Annotated in this window: 19 protein-coding genes; 8 read left to right on the top strand and 11 right to left on the bottom strand. The window is 66.7% G+C overall.

The window, feature by feature from the left end; all coding sequences use genetic code 11:
* Positions 1-126: 126 nt before the first annotated feature.
* On the bottom strand, positions 127-870 hold the full coding sequence (locus ON34_RS01320; RefSeq protein ID WP_040773027.1) for a glutamine amidotransferase: 744 nt from the start codon (positions 868-870) through the stop codon (positions 127-129).
* A gap of 812 nt (positions 871-1,682) precedes the next feature.
* Here ON34_RS01320 and ON34_RS01310 point away from each other — a divergent pair.
* Entirely contained in the window at positions 1,683-2,924 is a 1,242-nt protein-coding gene (locus ON34_RS01310; RefSeq protein WP_040773023.1) for an APC family permease, read from the top strand.
* Between the two features lie 135 nt (positions 2,925-3,059).
* Positions 3,060-4,409, top strand: coding sequence for a serine hydrolase domain-containing protein (locus ON34_RS01305; RefSeq protein ID WP_040773021.1), 1,350 nt, complete (start codon positions 3,060-3,062; stop codon positions 4,407-4,409).
* An 88-nt stretch (positions 4,410-4,497) separates the two neighbouring features.
* Here ON34_RS01305 and ON34_RS01300 read toward each other — a convergent pair whose 3' ends face one another.
* Complete coding sequence (locus ON34_RS01300; RefSeq protein WP_040773019.1) at positions 4,498-5,415, bottom strand: aminotransferase class IV; 918 nt, start codon at positions 5,413-5,415, stop codon at positions 4,498-4,500.
* Positions 5,416-5,452: 37 nt separating this feature from the next.
* Positions 5,453-5,983 (bottom strand): cupin domain-containing protein, encoded by a 531-nt coding sequence (locus ON34_RS33270; protein ID WP_051022036.1) that lies wholly within the window; start codon positions 5,981-5,983, stop codon positions 5,453-5,455.
* 89 nt (positions 5,984-6,072) lie between these two features.
* On the opposite strand from ON34_RS33270, the gene ON34_RS01290 reads away from it, so the two are divergent.
* Positions 6,073-6,585 (top strand): MarR family winged helix-turn-helix transcriptional regulator, encoded by a 513-nt coding sequence (locus ON34_RS01290; RefSeq protein ID WP_040773017.1) that lies wholly within the window; start codon positions 6,073-6,075, stop codon positions 6,583-6,585.
* Positions 6,586-6,687: 102 nt separating this feature from the next.
* Here the strand turns inward: ON34_RS01290 and ON34_RS01285 are convergent, their stop codons facing one another.
* From ON34_RS01285 to ON34_RS01270, 4 genes are all read right to left on the bottom strand, one after another.
* On the bottom strand, positions 6,688-6,945 hold the full coding sequence (locus tag ON34_RS01285; protein WP_040773015.1) for a Txe/YoeB family addiction module toxin: 258 nt from the start codon (positions 6,943-6,945) through the stop codon (positions 6,688-6,690).
* Positions 6,942-7,190, bottom strand: a complete 249-nt coding sequence (locus ON34_RS01280; RefSeq protein ID WP_040773013.1) for a type II toxin-antitoxin system Phd/YefM family antitoxin — start codon at positions 7,188-7,190, stop codon at positions 6,942-6,944. Before ON34_RS01280 ends, ON34_RS01285 begins: the two co-directional genes overlap by 4 nt.
* A 63-nt stretch (positions 7,191-7,253) precedes the next feature.
* Entirely contained in the window at positions 7,254-8,288 is a 1,035-nt protein-coding gene (locus ON34_RS01275; RefSeq protein ID WP_040773011.1) for an aspartate-semialdehyde dehydrogenase, read from the bottom strand.
* Positions 8,289-8,291: 3 nt separating this feature from the next.
* Positions 8,292-9,557, bottom strand: a complete 1,266-nt coding sequence (locus tag ON34_RS01270) for an aspartate kinase (protein WP_040773009.1) — start codon at positions 9,555-9,557, stop codon at positions 8,292-8,294.
* A 164-nt stretch (positions 9,558-9,721) separates the two neighbouring features.
* Between ON34_RS01270 and ON34_RS01265 the strand changes: the two genes are divergently transcribed.
* Positions 9,722-10,135, top strand: a complete 414-nt coding sequence (locus ON34_RS01265; RefSeq protein ID WP_040773117.1) for a secondary thiamine-phosphate synthase enzyme YjbQ — start codon at positions 9,722-9,724, stop codon at positions 10,133-10,135.
* A gap of 6 nt (positions 10,136-10,141) precedes the next feature.
* Here ON34_RS01265 and ON34_RS01260 read toward each other — a convergent pair whose 3' ends face one another.
* The gene (locus ON34_RS01260; RefSeq protein WP_040773006.1) at positions 10,142-10,717 is read right to left on the bottom strand and encodes a dihydrofolate reductase family protein; all 576 of its coding nucleotides are present in this window, start codon (positions 10,715-10,717) and stop codon (positions 10,142-10,144) included.
* Positions 10,718-10,791: 74 nt separating this feature from the next.
* Here ON34_RS01260 and ON34_RS01255 point away from each other — a divergent pair, with 74 nt between their 5' ends.
* Positions 10,792-11,370 (top strand): TetR/AcrR family transcriptional regulator, encoded by a 579-nt coding sequence (locus tag ON34_RS01255; protein ID WP_040773004.1) that lies wholly within the window; start codon positions 10,792-10,794, stop codon positions 11,368-11,370.
* Positions 11,371-11,434: 64 nt separating this feature from the next.
* On the top strand, positions 11,435-11,620 hold the full coding sequence (locus ON34_RS01250) for a DUF1918 domain-containing protein (RefSeq protein ID WP_040773002.1): 186 nt from the start codon (positions 11,435-11,437) through the stop codon (positions 11,618-11,620).
* 219 nt (positions 11,621-11,839) lie between these two features.
* On the opposite strand, the gene ON34_RS01245 is transcribed toward ON34_RS01250, so the two are convergent.
* On the bottom strand, positions 11,840-12,181 hold the full coding sequence (locus ON34_RS01245; protein ID WP_040773000.1) for a spore germination protein GerW family protein: 342 nt from the start codon (positions 12,179-12,181) through the stop codon (positions 11,840-11,842).
* A 263-nt stretch (positions 12,182-12,444) separates the two neighbouring features.
* Here ON34_RS01245 and ON34_RS01240 point away from each other — a divergent pair, with 263 nt between their 5' ends.
* Positions 12,445-12,903 (top strand): SRPBCC family protein, encoded by a 459-nt coding sequence (locus ON34_RS01240; protein WP_040772999.1) that lies wholly within the window; start codon positions 12,445-12,447, stop codon positions 12,901-12,903.
* Between the two features lie 103 nt (positions 12,904-13,006).
* Complete coding sequence (locus ON34_RS01235; RefSeq protein WP_040772998.1) at positions 13,007-14,218, top strand: low temperature requirement protein A; 1,212 nt, start codon at positions 13,007-13,009, stop codon at positions 14,216-14,218.
* Here ON34_RS01235 and ON34_RS01230 read toward each other — a convergent pair.
* On the bottom strand, positions 14,196-15,071 hold the full coding sequence (locus tag ON34_RS01230) for an ion transporter (protein WP_245547834.1): 876 nt from the start codon (positions 15,069-15,071) through the stop codon (positions 14,196-14,198). The two genes, ON34_RS01235 and ON34_RS01230, sit on opposite strands and share 23 nt — an antisense overlap.
* Before the next feature lie 207 nt (positions 15,072-15,278).
* Positions 15,279-16,895: a GMC oxidoreductase gene (locus ON34_RS01225; RefSeq protein ID WP_040772995.1), complete on the bottom strand. Its 1,617-nt coding sequence runs from the start codon at positions 16,893-16,895 to the stop codon at positions 15,279-15,281.
* Positions 16,896-16,959: the final 64 nt, after the last annotated feature.

Raw genomic sequence — 16,959 nt, 5'->3', positions numbered from 1 at the left:
GGCGCTTGTGGGACGTCGACCCCAGTCGTGACGTTGGCGTGGCGTCCGACAGCCGAACGCCGTCAGGTCTCGCGACCTGGCGGCGTTTTCCTGTGCCGGGTCGATCGGGCTCGAACGGCCATCCGTCTATTCGGTTCGGTACCGGGCGACGAACCGGCGCAGTATCTCCCCGGGAACGGGGACAGATTCTCGGTGGCCGAGGGCCGTCAAGTACTCGGCCTCGCCAGGTTCGAAATAACCCGCGTCACGGTAGGTTTCGATACGGAGCGCCAATCCCTTACTGTCCAACTCGGGATGGAACTGGGTCGCGTAGACATTCTGCCCGACCCGGATCATCTGCACCGGGCAACCCGCCGACTCGGCCAGCAGTTCCGCTCCTGGTGGCACCTCTTGGCACGATTCCTTGTGTCCGACGAATGCCCGGAACGAACGCGGAATACCGCCCAGCAGAGGGTCTTCAGCGCCGGCATCGGTCAGGACCATCGTTTGCGCACCGGCTGTTTCAGCGTAGCGTCTGTCGCTCACCTCACCGCCCAGCACAACGGCCAGGATGCCCAATCCATAGCAGGCGCCGAAATACGGAAAGTCCCTGGCGATGACCTCGGTGACCAGCTGCCGCAGTTTCGGCTCGAACCGTTTTTGGTAATCGTATTTCCGATCGGGGGGATAACTGACATTACTCGGGCCGCCGCCCACAATGACAGCCGAGAAATTGTCCAAATCTATATCCGGCAATCCCTCGTCCATATGTATTCGCACCAGCTCGCCGGTATCGAGATGGGAAAAGCGCAGCACGGCGCGGTACTCATCGTCCGCCGCCTCTCGCTCGGGCCGCAACTGCAACAGCAGGTAGGGCTTGGACGCGCTCACGCCACCTCCTCGGCTAACGGGACATTCCCGCCGAAGTCGTGCAGCTCGCTGCCCTTGCCCCGGCGCGACAGCCGAACTCCCGACCTGACCAACCATCAGCTCGGCAAGTCGAAACCGCCCACATGCTCTATGCCAACGCGCGATGCTTGACGCTCTGCAGATGGATGTTAACGGACAATCCTCGGCCGCATCGCGGATAGCACGCACCGCTGTGCCCTGGACCATCCGGTGAATTCACGGGCTGGGATACAAGACCTTGCGATGGGCGTATTCGCATGAGCACGGAGGTTCGCTGTCGAATCCGCCGAAGCCTTCAGCGAGGTGGACCATCACGCGGACGCCTTCGGATCGGGTGAGTGTCCACAACCACGGCTGCGGCTCGTCGCCGAAGCTGCAGAGGATGTCGCCGCCGGTCTGTGCTGCGAGCAGGGCGATGAATCCTCGGCTGTCCAGTGCATCCCGTGTGGATGGCGGTGGGTCGGCACTGACCGAGAACGTTGCAGCGAAGTCCCCGCCGACTGGTCCGTGCGTGCCGAAGACCGCGAAAGGACCATCCCTCTCGACATCCCCGAGCGCCTTGTCCGCCAGGTCGTGGCTGCTGACGAAAATCTCCGACTCGGGGACTTCGAAGCATCTCCGCAGAAAGGCGCGCAGTTCCGTCGTGTCGAGCGGACGAGTGCACAGCCCGTCGCACGAAATCACTCGACGAGCGTACTCGCTGACACTGGGCAGGGCCGGTTCGTCCGACCGACGGTCTTCGGCGAGTTGGGCTCGCCCTGCGTCGGCGACGAGGGTGCGGGAGGATGCAGCTTATGGCGTCGCACGATGGCACTTTGCACCGCAGGCTCGGGCTCACCGATTCGGTGATCATCGGGCTCGGGGCGATGATCGGGGCGGGCATCTTCGCGGCGCTGGCGCCCGCGGCGGCCTCGGCTGGGAGCTGGTTGCTGCTCGCGCTGGCGGTGGCGGCGCTGGTCGCGTACTGCAATGCGATGTCGTCGGCGCGGCTGGCGGCGCGATATCCGGTTTCCGGGGGAACGTACGTGTACGGGCGGGAACGGCTCGGACCGTTCTGGGGCTACCTCGCCGGGTGGGGGTTCGTCGCGGGAAAAACAGCCTCGTGTGCGGCGATGGCGTTGACGGTGGGCAGCTACGCCTGGCCCGAGCAGGCGCATGCGGTGGCGGTTGGGGCGGTGGTGGCGATTACCGCGATCAACTACACCGGGGTGCAGAAATCGGCGTTGGCCACTCGGGTGCTGGTCGCGGTGGTGCTCGCGGTGCTCGTGGTGGTGGTCGTGGCCGGGGTGTTCGGAACCCACTCGGCAGCAGCGGCGTTGCCCGACCGGATCGGTCCGCGCGACATTCTCACGGCGGCCGGGCTGCTGTTCTTCGCGTTCGCGGGATACGCCCGCGTCGCCACCCTCGGCGAGGAGGTGCGCGAACCCGAACGCACCATTCCGCGCGCCGTCATGATCGCGCTCGGCCTCGCTCTCGCGGTCTACGCGCTGGTCGCTGTGGCGGCGCTGAGCGTGCTCGGGTCCGCCGGACTGGCCCAGGCGAGCGACCCGCTGGCGCGAGTGGTCACCGCGGCGGGCGTCCCGGCGGCGGCTCCAGTGGTGCGGATCGGCGCGGTGCTCGCGGCGGCCGGATCGCTGCTCGCGCTGATCCTCGGTGTGTCCCGCACGGTGCTGGCCATGGCGCGGGATCGCTATCTGCCGGGCGCGCTGGCCGCGGTGCATCCGCGATTCGGTGTGCCGCATCGCGCGGAACTGGTGGTCGGCGCGGTGGTCGCGGTGATCGCCGCGGTCTTCGATCTGCGCGCGGCCATCGGCTTTTCCTCGTTCACGGTGCTCGTCTACTACCTGATCGCGAATATCTCCGCCGCGACCCTGACCCCCGAGGAGAACCGCCCGCCCCGGTGGATTCCCATCGTCGGCGCCGCGGGTTGCGTCATTGTCGGATTCTCGCTGCCGCTCGGCTCCGTCCTCACCGGACTCGGCGCACTTGCTCTCGGCGCCGGACTGTACGCGCTGCGTACGCGATCGCGTGGATAGGACGAACTCGCAGCGCCAGCGCGAAGCCTGCGTCCTTCGGCCGACGCGCATGGCCGCCCGAGTTCGGCGAGTTCGCGCTCCTTCGTCCCGCCTGTTGAACGTGTGATCAGACCGCGGAGCGCTAGCCTTTTGCACATGGGGCGTTTCGGTGGATTCCTGGCGGGGATCGCGGCGGCTTCGCTGGTAGCGGGCAATCTGCTCGTCGGGAGTGCGCACGCCGCGCCCGATGATCAGGTGCGCTGCGCGGTCACCTCGGGCCGTGACCTGGAGCGGGCCGTCCCGGAGCAGGTCGGGTTGGATTCGGTGCGGCTGCAAGAAGCGCTGCGCTTCGCCTCCGGGCGAAACCGGTTCAACGTGCAGGTGTTCCGGCACAACTGCCTGATCGGCGAGGGGCTGACGAACAATCAGACCGACAACGTCGCGTGGAATATCTGGAGCGCCACCAAGAGCATCGTCTCGGTGCTCGCCGGAATAGCCTGGGACCAAGGCGAACTCGAACTCGACGCGCCGATCGACCGGTATCTGCCCGCCGGCCTCGGCGGCCCGGCGCACCGGTCGATCACCGTGGAGAATCTGCTCACCGAAACCTCGGGCATGCGGGTCGGGGTGGTGACCGAGGGCATCACCGGCGTGATCCCCATCGACCCGAACAGCGCGGTGCAGGCGCTCGGTGTGCCCCTGGACAATCCGCCGGGCACGGTCTTCACCTACAGCCAGCGCAATGTCGACCTCCTGGCTTACGTGCTCGAACTCGCCGTGGGGGAACCACTGCAGCAGTTCGCGCAGCGTGAATTGTTCGATCCGCTCGGCATTCCGCGCAGCGACTACTACTGGGCCCGCGACCGTTCCGGACACACCTACGGTTACGCACACCTGATGATTCCGCCGAAAAATTTCGCAAAGCTCGGACTGCTGGTGAGCAACAACGGCCAGTGGGGCGACCAGCGGATAGTTTCCGCCGAATACCTGAGGAAAGCGCGAACGCCCTCGTCTACGAACCCGTGCTATGGATACCTGTTCTGGCTAGGGCCCGGTTGCGCCGAGACCGCGGATTACCTACCCGGCGACGTCTACACGATGGCGGGGCTCGGGATGCAGAACGTCTTCATCATTCCGAGCCTGGATCTCACGGTGGTGTGGACCGGCGTCTTCGGAAACGTCAGCAGCCAGGGCGTGAGCGGGATCATCCAGAACACCCAGGAACTGCCCTACGAATTCTTCCGCAAAGTGTTCGACGCGTTCGGCGAGCGGCCGGTACCCGACCCCGGCCCCTACATCGAGCCGCCGGTGCGGCTGGACCCCCGCCGTTTCGTCGACAACGACATCCTGATCGCGGTCTTCGGCCTCGGTCCCGCCGCCTATCCCGGGTGCAACGTCTTCGCCTGCCTGAATCAGCCGTTGGACCCGCCCTTCGCAGACACGCCGCCGGGCTGCGCCATCTTGGCCTGCCTCGGGGCGGATCCGCGCACCCCGGGCATTCGCTGACGCGGTATCACCCCTGGGCCCGTTGACCCTTGCGGGAGCCGCTTCTTCCCGCCGACCGGTCCGCACCGGACTGGTCGGTCCCCACGGGCTACGCGGACAGATCCGTGACCCAGCCGTGCACCTCGTCGGTGCGCAGCGCGGCGTAGTGGCGCTTGCGCAGCGCCTGCGAGATCGGCCCCGGCGCGCCGTCGGCGATCACGCGTCCATCCACTTCCACGACCGGAGCCGCACCGGCGGAGGTTCCCGTCACGAAGACCTCGTCGGCGATGTACAGCTCGGTGAGGTCAACGGTGCGTTCGACCACTGGAATGCCGTCCTCGGCCGCCAGCGTGAGCACGGTCCTGCGGTTGATGCCGTCGAGGATGTCGCAGGACACGTCCGGGGTGATCAGCGTGCCGCCCCGGACGAGGAAGATATTGGCCGCGCTGAGTTCGCAGACATGGCCGTTGCCGTCGAGGAAGACGCAGTCGTCGTAACCGCTGTCGATCGCGTCCTGCTTGGCGAGGACCGAATTCACGTACGCGCCATTGACTTTCGCGCGGGACGGGATGGCGTTGTCCGGAATGCGCCGCCACGGGCTCGACTTCAGCCGCATCCCGTCCTGCGGGACGATCGGCACCGCGTCGTAGACGAACATGCTCATCTGGATCGCACAGCCACGCACCCGGGTGCCGGGAATGGATTCGACCACGTGCACCGTCGCCCGCACGAAGACATCGTCTTCCGGGGCGTTCGCCGCGATCAATTCCACGACGGCGGCGCGAAACCTGGCGAAATCCCACTCGACGGCGAACCGATCGATTCCGATGATCTTGCACGACTCCTCGATCCGCCGGAAATGGTCATCCAGCCGGAACGCGGTTCGTGCCGCCCCCTCCACGTGCACCGGGAAGACGGTGTAGACGCTCAGTCCGTACAACACCGCGGACGATGCGACACCGACCACGGCCGCATCGGCCGCAACGATCCGGTCGCCGAGATACACGTGGGGATGAGGGTTAGCCATCGCCGCAGGCTAACAGCGCGGCGCCGGGCGGGCGAACCTATTTCGAACCGGCCGGAGACGACAGCGGGCGATAGCCGCGCATCCGGCCGATCGGCGCAAGCGCGGCGAACAGCAGCCGCACCGCCGGGGCGGCCGGGGTGACCAGCCGAAAGGTGTCACGGAACTCGGTCAGGAAGGAGGCGAAAGCCAACAGCCCCGGCATACCGCTGCCGCCGACCCTGCCCTGCCGATGCAGCGCGTCGATGCTGCGGAACCACAGTTGGGTGCGGCCAGCGGGCATGGTCTGCCAGCGCACCCGCGCGGGCTCGTCGCCCGCGTTCCACATCTGATGCACGGCGCCGCGCGGGATGTCGATCGTCTCGCCGGCACCGAGTGTGCGTTCCGTTCCTTCGATCCAGACCCGGATGGTTCCGGCGAGGACTTCGAAGTGCTCGTCCTGCTCCGGATGGTAATGCCGGGGCGGCTTGTCGGCCGTCGGCGCGTAGGTCGCCTCCACCTCGAGCATGTCCGGCGCGGCGAAGCGGATCGTCACGGATTCGCTGCCGGTGAGCTTCAAAGTGTCCGTCATGGCACCAACCCTTCCATTTAGCTTGATATCAAGTTACTTGAAGCCAAGCTAGATGGGAAGCGGGCTCTACCAGTCGATAAGGTGGGCCGGTGCATCATCCCGAGCGCATCGATCAACTGGTCGGCCAGTGGGCGGCCCAGCGGCCCGACCTGGACCTGAAGGCCATGGCCTTGGCGGTCCGGCTGCTGACGGTGGGGCAACTGATCGACGCCAGGATCAATGGCTTGGCCGCCGAATACGGACTGCACCGCAGTGAAGGCGATGTCCTGTTCACGCTGCGCCGCGCGGGCGCACCGTTCCGGTTGACGCCGACACAGCTGGCCGAATCATTGATGGTCACCACGGGCACGATGACCAACCGCCTCGACCGACTCCAAGGACGCGGCCTGATCACCCGGGTACCGAACCCGGACGACCGACGCGGCGTCATCGTCGAACTCACTCCCGCGGGGCTGGAACTCGTCGAGGCCGCGGTCACCCGTCACGTCGCCAACGAAAGCGACATGCTGTCGGTGCTCGATGACCACGACCGCGCCGAACTGACCCGGATCACCGACGCGCTGATCACTCACCTCAGCGAATCATCAAGGGCGCCTTCCTAGCCACCCACGGTACGGCCGCCACCCCCGCCCAGCGCCACCGCGCCTTCGCCGTCGTCTTCGACGGTCTACGCGCCCGGTGACGGACAAGAGGCTTTCAGCAGGTTATTCGTAGTACTTGCCGACCTTGGCGATCCAGAGCGCATCATCCACCACTCGGTAGACGAGCCGGTGCTCCTGCGTGATGCGACGAGACCAGTAATCCGCCAGATCGTGCTTCAACGGCTCAGGCTTGCCGATGCCTTCGAAAGGATCGGACAGAATAGCCTTGATCAACACATTGACCTTCTTCAGCACAACGCGGTCGCGCTGAAGCCATGCCGAGTATTCCTCCCATGCGGACTCGGAGAAGACGACTCTCATTCGATGAGGTCGCGATCGACACCGCCACCGTTCTCGAGTTCCTGGATCGAGCGACGTAGGCGCGCCTCATCGCGCCCGCTCAACAACTCGACGGTCGTCATCAGCGAGTCGTAGTCTTCCTTGGACATCAGCACAGCATTTCCCCCCTTCGACACGATCTCGATCGTGTCGTGATCCTCATTGACCTTCTTGACCAGAGGAAACAGATTCTTGCGTGCTTCACTCGCCGTAATCGCCGCAGCCATGATGCCTCCAGGCCCAGTCGTACCGGATATGGTACCACTGGGCCTGGGCGCGGCGCTGGTGATTCAGCGGGTGCTGAGCAATACCTCGGCGATCTGAATCGTGTTGAGGGCGGCGCCCTTTCGCAGGTTGTCGCCGGAGATGAACAGGGCCAGACCGCGACCGTCGGGGACGCCGGGGTCCTGGCGGATGCGGCCGACGAGAGAATCGTCGACACCGGCGGCGGCCAATGGGGTCGGCACGTCGACCAGCTTGACGCCGGGGGCCTTGGCCAGGATCTCCTTGGCGTGCTCGACGGAGAGCGGCTCGGCGAACTCGGCGTTCACCGACAGGGAGTGGCCGGTGAAGACCGGGACGCGCACGCAGGTGCCGCTCACCGCCAGATCCGGGATGCCGAGGATCTTGCGGCTCTCGTTGCGCAGCTTCTGATCCTCGTCGGTCTCGCCGGAGCCGTCGTCGACCAGCGAACCGGCCAGCGGAAGCACGTTGAACGCGATCGGCGCGACGTACTTGTTCGGCGGCGGGAAGTCGACGGCGCGGCCGTCGTGGGTCAGCTTCTCCGCGTCATCGATCACGGCACGCGCCTGACCGGCCAATTCTTCGACACCGGCAAGGCCGCTGCCCGACACCGCCTGGTAGCTGGACACGATCAGGCGGCGCAGACCCGCGATGTCGTGCAGCGGCTTCAGCACCGGCATGGCCGCCATGGTGGTGCAGTTCGGATTGGCGATGATGCCCTTGACCAGATTGCGCGTCTGTTCCGGGTTGACCTCGCTGACCACCAGCGGGACTTCGGGGTCCTTGCGCCACGCCGACGAGTTGTCGATCACGGTGACGCCGGCCGCCGCGAAACGCGGTGCCTGCACCCGGGACATGGTGGCCCCGGCGGAGAACAGCGCGATGTCCAAGCCGGACGGATCGGCGGTCTCGGTGTCCTCGACGACGATCTCGCGGCCGCGCCACGGCAGCGTCTTGCCCGCCGAACGCGCGGAGGCGAAGAACCGCACCTCGTCGGCGGGGAAATTCCGCTCGTCCAGCAGCTTGCGCATGACGGCGCCGACCTGTCCGGTCGCGCCGACCACTCCTACGCGAACGCCCATGGCCTATCGCCCCGTTCCCGCGTGGACCACCGCTACCTCGTCGCCGCCGAGGTCGAACGCCTTGTGCAGCACCTTGACCGCCTCGTCCAGTTCGGTGTCCTTGACCAGCACGGAGATCCGGATCTCCGAGGTGGAGATCAGATCGATGTTCACACCCGCCTTGGCCAGCGCCTCACAGAATGTGGCGGTGACCCCGGGGTGGCTCTTCATGCCCGCGCCGACCAGCGACACCTTGCCGATGTGGTCGTCGTAGAGCACCTGGGAGAAACCGATGTCGGCCTGGCGCTTGGTCAGCATCTCGACCGCGCGGGCGCCCTCGGTCTTCGGCAGCGTGAAGGTGATGTCGGTCTTGCCGGTCTCGACCTTCGAGATGTTCTGCAGGACCATGTCGATGTTGATCTCGGCGTCGGCGACGGCGCGAAACACCTTGGCGGCGTAGCCCGGCTCGTCCGGCAGCCCGACCACGGTCACCTTGGCCTCGCTGCGGTCGTGTGCGACGCCGGTGAGGATTGCTTGCTCCAAGGGGATGTCCTCCATCGATCCAGAAACGTAGGTGCCCCGCTTGTCGGTGTAGGACGAGCGCACATGCACGGGGACGTTGTAACGGCGGGCGTATTCGACGCAGCGCAGCATCAGCACCTTCGCGCCGCAGGCCGCCAGTTCCAGCATCTCCTCGTAGGAGACCTGCTCGAGCCGCTGCGCGTCGGGCACGATCCGCGGGTCGGCGGTGAAGACGCCGTCCACGTCGGTGTAGATCTCGCAGACGTCCGCGTTCAGCGCGGCGGCCAGCGCGACCGCAGTGGTGTCCGAACCGCCCCGGCCCAGCGTGGTGACGTCCCTGCTGTCCTGGCTGACACCCTGGAAGCCCGCGACCAGCACGACCAAGCCCTCGTCGAGCGCGTCCCGGACGCGGCCGGGGGTCACGTCGATGATCTTGGCGTTGCCGTGCGCGCCCGTGGTGATCACACCCGCCTGCGAACCGGTGAACGAGCGGGCCTCGGCGCCGAGGGAGTGGATGGCCATGGCGACCAGCGCGTTGGAGATGCGCTCGCCGGAGGTGAGCAGCATGTCCATCTCGCGGGCGGGCGGCGCGGGCGCCACCTGCTGGGCGAGATCGAGCAGTTCGTCGGTGGTGTCGCCCATGGCGGAGCAGACGACCACCACGTCGTGGCCCTGCTTCTTGGTCTCCACGATCCGTTCAGCGACGCGCCGGATGCGCTCGGCGGTCGCCACCGAGGATCCTCCGTACTTCTGAACCACGAGAGCCACGACAGGGTCCTCCAAGATCGACAACAAACTGGTAACAGTCATCCAGACTACCGGCCGGGTGCCAGCGGTTTTGCCGATACCTACCCGGGTTGTGGAAAAAGCCACAGCCGCATCCGATCCCGGGCCGGACGCGCGGCCCGCGCGCGATGAGGGACCATGAGCGTATGAAGAGCACGCTGCTCGAGGTGAGAACGGGCCGCAGCGAGGTGGTGCAGGACATCACACCGCAGTGCGCGACATTCGTCCGCGAAGCCGGCGGCGACGGGCTGCTGCACGTCTTCGTGCCGCACGCCACCGCCGGGATCGCGATCATGGAATTGGGCGCACGCAGCGACGACGACCTGCTGGCCGCGCTGCGCGATCTGCTGCCCGCCGACGATCGATGGCGGCACGCGCACGGCTCGCGCGGCCACGGACGCTCCCACGTGATGCCCGCGCTGATCCCGCCGTACGCGACGGTCCCGGTGCTCGGCGGGAAGCTGGCCCTCGGCACCTGGCAGTCGATCGCGCTGGTCGATCTCAATATCGACAATCCGGACCGGCAGGTGCGGCTGTCGTTCCTCTCCGACGCGGGCTGACCTGGCTCACATCCTGGTGAACCAGGTGACCTGCGCGCCGTTGCCGAATTCCTTGCGCCGGGCCGGAGTGAACAGCGTCGGGCGGAAGGCCCCGGAGAACGCGGAGATGCCCCCGCCCGCGACGACCGGGTAACTCTTGATGATCATCTCGTCGACCTCGCCGAGCAGTTCGGCGGCGAGCTTGCCGCCACCCACGAGCCAGATGTCCCCACCCTGGGCCCGCTTCAGCCCCCGCACGAACTCGACCGGGTCGCGCTCGACCACTTCGACGGCCGGATCATCGACGGGACCGAGCGTGCTGGACACCACGTACTGCCTCATGTGCGCGTACGGGCTGGACACACCAAGGGACAACCCGGGCTCGTAGGTACCACGGCCCATCACCGCCGTGTCGAACCGTTTGTTCGGCTCATCCACCGCCATACCCGACTGCGTACGCAGGAAGCTGGGCACGAACTCCGGGTATTCGGCGATGACCCAGGCTGTCATCTCGTCGTCGAACGGGTAGAAGTCGTACTCCCCCGCGGGGCCCGCGATGTAGCCGTCGAGCGACACGCCCACGTAGTAGACAAGCTTTCGCATACCCATACCGCCTAACTCGTTGTACTCTGTCTGTAGTGATTTGAAATGTAGTACTACGACTGGAGTGGTGTCAAGTGCGGACCAACCCGGAACGGCGACAGGCGCTGGTGGACGCGGCGATCGAAGTCCTCGCGCGCGACGGCGCACGCGGACTGACCTTCCGCGCGGTGGACAAAGAGGCCGCGGTACCCGCGGGGACGGCGTCGAACTACTTCGCCAACCGCGACGACCTGCTGACCCAAGCGGGCGCCCGGTTCTACGAGCGGCTGCAACCGAGCGAAGCGACCATGGCCAAGCTGACCGAGGGGCCGAAGACCCGCGCGAACATCATCGAACTCATGCGGGAGACGGTCGGACGCATCGAGGCGTTCCGCACCGGCTACCTGGCCCTGCTCGAACTGCGCCTGGAGGCGACCCGGAGACCGGAACTGCGCGCGGTGCTCACCGAACGGGTGCGCAAGGACATCGAGTTCAACGTGCGCAACCACCTCGAGTCCGGCCTGCCCGGCGACGAGAAATCGGTGCTGCTGCTCTACCTGGCGCTCAACTGGTTGATCGTCGATCGGCTCACGCTGCCCGAGGTGTTCACCGAGGAACAGAGCCAGGCATTGATCGAGGCCGCGGTCGAGCGGGTCATCGGCGGAGCCGACTGAATCGCCACGCCCATAGCTTCGCGGAACGGTTGTGACGCGCAGCACTCCGTTCGATAATGGGGCGATGATCGCACATGTAGGAGATCGACTCTGCGTACACGGACACGTGGTGGGAGAAGTGGATCACCTGGCCGAGATCATCGAGGTCCGCGGCCCGGACGGGACGCCGCCCTACTTGGTGCGCTACTCCGACGGTCACGAGTCCTTGGTATATCCGGGGCCTGACGCGGTGGTCGAGCCCGCCAACTGAGCGCCACGCCGGATCGAGCGTCAGGCGGCCCGTCGCCTGCGCTCGGCCCGGCGCGAATCTATCGACGGACTTCGCCCGGCAGCGCCATTCCTGCGGCTAGGCCTCGGCGCGGCCGCTACCTCAGCCGTCGACGGAGACGAACTGCTCCCGCCGCCCTCGCGTCAGCGGTATCTGCCCGTCGCCCGGCGCGAGCGACGGACAACCTTCGCCCGGCGGATATCAGCCGCGTCGGGTACGGATGCGCGTCAGCGCGAAGGCGAGGATTCCCGCGATCAGCACCTTGCCGGCCATCTCGATGATCGCGTTGACGTCCACGGCCGGGTGCCAGGTGAGTTCACCGTCGCGCAGTACGTACGCGCCGACGGGCTTGGCGCCTACACCGAACCCCGCTCCTTCGCCCTCGCTCCGACCTTCGGGATCCGTTCCACCGCCACCCCCACCACCGCCGCCGACCGAGGCGGCCGGAATGATCACCGCCCCATCGGATTCGTACGGCTCCCCGTAAACCCGGCGCACCGTGATCGTGTCCCGCACCTGCGCCAGCAGTTCGGCGTACTTCATGACAAACCTCCCACCCGTACCGACGGCGTCGGACTGCGACGCTCGTTCCGATCCGATCGTATGCGAGCGAGCCCGGCGCGCCCCCTTCCGCGCGAAATCTTGTTACTCGGAAGTTGTTCGCGCAGTGGCCAATCCCCGATCTCGAGGAGATAACGGCACGTTATCCGGGTAATCGAGAATCGGCGTCAGCGGTCAGGTTGACGACGCCGACAAATCGCGGCGACAATCGGCCGACTTGTCCACGCGGGGGTCGGAGGTATGCCATGCGCACCAAAACAGATATCCGATTCTTCGTCGACACCCACCCCGCACAGGTCATGGACGCCCTGATTGCTGTCGAATCACTACCGGAATGGTCGTCCTCCTACAGCGACGTGCGGGTCGCGACGCGCGACCGGTGGCGCAGGCCGCGGCGCGTCTTCGTCAAGGCGGAGCTGCTCGGCAGTGCGGATCTGCAAGTGCTGGAATACGATTGGACGGAGGACCGGTGCTCATGGGTCGTCGCCGACAGCACTCGCGGCGTCCGGGGCGGCGGCTGGTTCGAGGTGTCCGACAGCGTCGAGGGCACGCACGTCTGGTACCACGTCGAGCTGTATCTGCCCATCCCGGTTCCCGGATTTCTGCTCAAACGCACCGTTCGCAAGGCCAATGAAGTAGTGGTGGAGTGCTTCATCGATTTCGCCGAGCGTTTCCACGAGCCGGAAACCTATCAACACATATAGCCAAAGCAAATAATTGAAGGTCGCGCTGCGCTGTGCGCGAAATCGCCGACCCCGCCAGACGGTGAAACCCCGCCGAACCGGCCGGAGTGCGACGATATGCACCATGATCAGTACCAAGCGGGTTCGGTTCCAACCGATGGCCGAAGGCGCATCGGTGACCCAGCTCGAGTTGTTCTTCGACCTCGTGCTCGTCTTCGCGTTCACCATGGTCACCGGCCTGGCCGCCGTGGACACCAGCGCCAAGAACATGCTGCGCGCCGTGCTGGTACTCGCGCTGATGTGGTGGCTGTGGATCGCCTACTCCTGGCTCGGCAACGTGGTCCGCGCCGACGAAGGCATCGCGCGGGTCGCGATGTTCGCGGCGATGGGCGGCGGCTTCCTGGCCGCGCTCACCATTCCCGAGGCGTTCGACGACAAGCCCGGCGGCTGGTTCGGCCCGCTGGTCTTCGCCATCGCCTACCTGGTCGTCCGTTTGGTGCACGTCGGGATGTTCTGGCTGGCCAGCTCGGAAGACTCCCAGCTGCGCAACCAGGTGCTGCGCTGGGCGCTCGGCTCGATCACCATCGGCACCACGCTGCTGGTCATCGCCGCAATGACCTCCGGCCGCGTGCAGATCGCGCTGTGGATCGCCGCCATCGCGGGCGACTACCTGTGGACGCTGTTCGCCGGGACCGATTGGCGGCTGAATTCGGCGAACCATTTCGTCGAGCGGTACGGGCTGATCATCATCGTGGCGCTCGGTGAATCCATCGTCTCGATCGGCATCGGCGTGGCGGGGCTGCCGATCTCCTGGCCGATCGCACTGGGCTCGATGCTGGGGCTGGCCATTTCCGGTCTGCTGTGGTGGGCGTATTTCGACGTGGCCGCCCTATCGGTGGAACACGAACTCGTGCGCGCCGACGGCACCCGGCAGATCAAGATCGCGCGCGGTTCCTACACCTTTTGGCATTTCCCGATGATCGCCGGGATCATCGCGCTGTCGCTCGGGATGAAGAAGGTGCTGTACTACGTCGGCGACTCCTCACACCACACTCTGAAGGACGCGCTCTACGGAATTCCGCTGTACTCCCTCTACGGCGGCGTGGTGCTGTATCTGATCGCGCTGGTCGGGTTCAAACACTACGCCACGGGCACCGTCACGGTGCCCCGGGTGGTCGCCGCGGCGGTGCTGCTCGCGCTCGTCCCGCTGGCCTGCGCGCTGCCAGCACTCGCGTCGCTGTCCCTGCTGTGCGTCGTCCTGATCGGGCTGATCGCTTGGGAGACCGTCCGATTCGCGCAGCCGAGGGACGAGATCAGGCACGCGGCAGCCGATTGAGCTGGTGCCGCACGCCGTTCTCCGGGGGTGTCGGGCCGTACGCGGACGGCGGCACGCGGACGCCGTCGCGGACCGCGTCGCGGATCTGATCGATGTTCTCCCGCAACATGTCCGACACGAGTTCGTCGGTGCGCGGGTCTTCCAGCACCTGGAACACGATGCGGAAGGTGGTGTCGGCGATCAAACGGATGATCTCGTCGTGGAACGGGATGTAGCGCACCCGGCCCGCCTGCGGGTCCTTCTTGATCAGTTCGACGATCATCTCGTCCAGTTCGGCGCGGTTCTCCTCCAGTGCCGCCGCGATATTGCGGGTGTAGTGGCCGGCGCGCAGCACGTTCGCCACCTCGTCCATCACCGCGATCGTCATCGGACGGCGGATGGTGTCCACGATGGTCGCCACGAAGTGGTTCACCACCGCGGCCGTCACGCGGTCGCCGAACACCCGGTCGGCCACCCGGGCGAGGCGGACGACGATCACCACGATCCGCAGCAGCCGGAAACCACGGAAGAACGGGCTGGTCACCGGGATCATGCCGAGGATTTCGTACCAGTAGACGAGCGGGAAGGTCCACGGCCAGCCCGCGCGGCGCCAGCGCCATAGGAACTCCGCGGCGAACACCGCGCACACCGACCAGTCGACGAACACGACCACGCGGTAGGTGTGCCCGGACACCGGGAAGAAGGTGATCCAAGCGACCAGCGCCACCGAGACGACGGCCAGCGCCAGCATCACGAAATCGGTCCACAGCATGGGCGGCTTGCGCGGATACTCCTGCGATTGCGGCGCTTCCCGCAGACCGTATCGCTCGCGAGGCGAGCCATCGATGCCCGAGCTGGAGGTGGGAGCGGACACTACTGTGGATCCCTTCGACGCCGAACGGTGCCGCCGACAGTAGTACGCCGAAAGCACGCTCGGCACGGTTGAGAAAACCTGATGGCGCTGTCTTACGTCCCCAGCCCGCAGCAGGGCGGAGGCGGAGTACGCATACCGCGCACGGCCGGAGCGGAGGCGGAGGTACGCCTACCGGGAAGCGGTGCCGACCACCCGGCACAGATGTGATCAGCGACCGGCGCGGACGATCGCCTCGATATTGCGTTCCGCCAGTGCGGCGATGGTGAGCGACGGGTTGACCGTTCCGGTGCTGCCCGGCACCGCGGCGCCGTCCATCACGTACAGGCCGGGGTGGCCGTGCACGCGCCCGTAGTTGTCGGTGGCCCGCCCCAGCACCGCGCCGCCGAGCGGATGCGCGGTGAACAACGCGTTCGCGTCGTAACCCAGAGCGCCGTACTCGACGAGCGCGCCCGCGCGTTCGGCGATCCGGTGGTCGATCGCGCGCGCCGCGGCCACGATGTCGTCGCGGTTCTTCGCCGACCAACTGAGCCCGACGCCGTTCGTGGCCGGGTTGTAGCCGAACCGGGCGCGGGTCGGGTCGAGCACCATGCCGAGCGAGGCCAGAGCGCCGGTCTCGAACGGGATACCGGGGATGTACCAGCTCTCCAGGGTCAGCGGCACCGCGGATTCGTCGAAGATCCGGCTCGCGCTCGGCACGCCTTGACCGTGCCCGGCCAGCGCGCTCGCGCCGCGGGCGAGCACCACGTCGCCGTTGGTGCCCCATCCGTCGCCGATGTGCTCGTTCAGGCGCGGCAGCGCGCCGGTGGCCTGGGCGCGGACCAGGAGTTCGGAGGTACCGACCGAACCAGCGCCGAGGAAGAGCCGATCACAGGTGAGGGTGCGGGTGGCCAGTACGTCTCCGGTGGGCGACAGCTTCGCCACGGTGACCGCGTAGCGGTCGCCGTCCTGCGCGATGGCGTCGACGCGGTGGCCGGGGAAGATCGCGCAGCGGCCGGTGTTCTGCGCGTACCGCAAGTAGTTCTGGTTCAGGTCGAATTTGGCGCCGTTGGAGTTGCCCAGATTGCTCCTGGCCGCGGTGGCCGAAGGCCGTGAGGCCCCGGCCAGTTCGGCGCGCAGGATGTCCCAGTTGAAGATCGAGTCGTTCGGCTGCGGGTTATAGCCCGCCTTGCGCACCTGGTCGTCCCAGGCACGGGAGTGGGCGAACGGCGAGGACTGGTAGATGTCCGCCGGCATCGCGCTCAGCCGCAGCATCCCTCGCACCCGCGGGTAGTAGACGCGCTCCATCTCGCCGTAGTCGACGGTGCCGCCGAAGACGTGGTCGAAGAAACGGCGCTCCGGGGCGATCATGGCTCCGCTGAAGATCACCGATCCGCCGCCGACCGCCGCCGCCCGCCAGACATCGATGCCCGGGTACTCCGTGCAGTCCAGCACGCCGCCGAAGCTGGCGAACCGCATCGGCACCTTGGTGACGCCGGTGAAGTGGGTGCGGTGCCAGAAGCCGCGGCCGTCGGGCAGGTCGTCGCCGGTGAAGATCTCCCGCCACGGGTCGTTCGGCCAGCGTGAACCGCGTTCCAGCACGGTGGTGACGATCCCGGCCTCGGCCAGGCGCAACGCGGTGACCGCGGCGCCGAAGCCGGAGCCGATGACTATCGCGGGCGAGTGCTGAGGTGGATCGGGAAGGGGGGCAAAGATTTCCGGTACCCAACCGCGGAACAGGGCCTCCCAGGCCGGGTCCGTGGACGCCGCGCTCGTACCGGCCATCGTCCCCATAGCACCGAGCATCGCGGCCGTGCCCGCCGCCTTGAACAAGGCACGTCTACGCACCAGTCACCTTCCATCATCACACCTAGCGTGCGCAGACTACCGGTATTCCCGTTTTGTGAACAGA

It is taken from the genome of Nocardia pneumoniae NBRC 100136, assembly GCF_000308755.1.
In the GTDB taxonomy this organism is placed as follows: Bacteria; Actinomycetota; Actinomycetes; order Mycobacteriales; family Mycobacteriaceae; genus Nocardia; species Nocardia pneumoniae.
Note: the sequence above shows the minus strand (reverse complement) of the source record. Positions and strands in the feature narration are given on the sequence as shown.

Bases quoted from the DNA above. Each gene is read 5' to 3' on its own strand.
- ON34_RS01310 (WP_040773023.1), top strand. From the start codon at position 1,683: ATGGCGTCGCACGATGGCACTTTGCACCGCAGGCTCGGGCTCACCGAT.
- ON34_RS01305 (WP_040773021.1), top strand. From the start codon at position 3,060: ATGGGGCGTTTCGGTGGATTCCTGGCGGGGATCGCGGCGGCTTCGCTG.
- ON34_RS01300 (WP_040773019.1), bottom strand. From the start codon at position 5,415: ATGGCTAACCCTCATCCCCACGTGTATCTCGGCGACCGGATCGTTGCG.
- ON34_RS33270 (WP_051022036.1), bottom strand. From the start codon at position 5,983: ATGACGGACACTTTGAAGCTCACCGGCAGCGAATCCGTGACGATCCGC.
- ON34_RS01285 (WP_040773015.1), bottom strand. From the start codon at position 6,945: ATGAGAGTCGTCTTCTCCGAGTCCGCATGGGAGGAATACTCGGCATGG.
- ON34_RS01280 (WP_040773013.1), bottom strand. From the start codon at position 7,190: ATGGCTGCGGCGATTACGGCGAGTGAAGCACGCAAGAATCTGTTTCCT.
- ON34_RS01275 (WP_040773011.1), bottom strand. From the start codon at position 8,288: ATGGGCGTTCGCGTAGGAGTGGTCGGCGCGACCGGACAGGTCGGCGCC.
- ON34_RS01265 (WP_040773117.1), top strand. From the start codon at position 9,722: ATGAAGAGCACGCTGCTCGAGGTGAGAACGGGCCGCAGCGAGGTGGTG.
- ON34_RS01260 (WP_040773006.1), bottom strand. From the start codon at position 10,717: ATGCGAAAGCTTGTCTACTACGTGGGCGTGTCGCTCGACGGCTACATC.
- ON34_RS01250 (WP_040773002.1), top strand. From the start codon at position 11,435: ATGATCGCACATGTAGGAGATCGACTCTGCGTACACGGACACGTGGTG.
- ON34_RS01245 (WP_040773000.1), bottom strand. From the start codon at position 12,181: ATGAAGTACGCCGAACTGCTGGCGCAGGTGCGGGACACGATCACGGTG.
- ON34_RS01240 (WP_040772999.1), top strand. From the start codon at position 12,445: ATGCGCACCAAAACAGATATCCGATTCTTCGTCGACACCCACCCCGCA.
- ON34_RS01235 (WP_040772998.1), top strand. From the start codon at position 13,007: ATGATCAGTACCAAGCGGGTTCGGTTCCAACCGATGGCCGAAGGCGCA.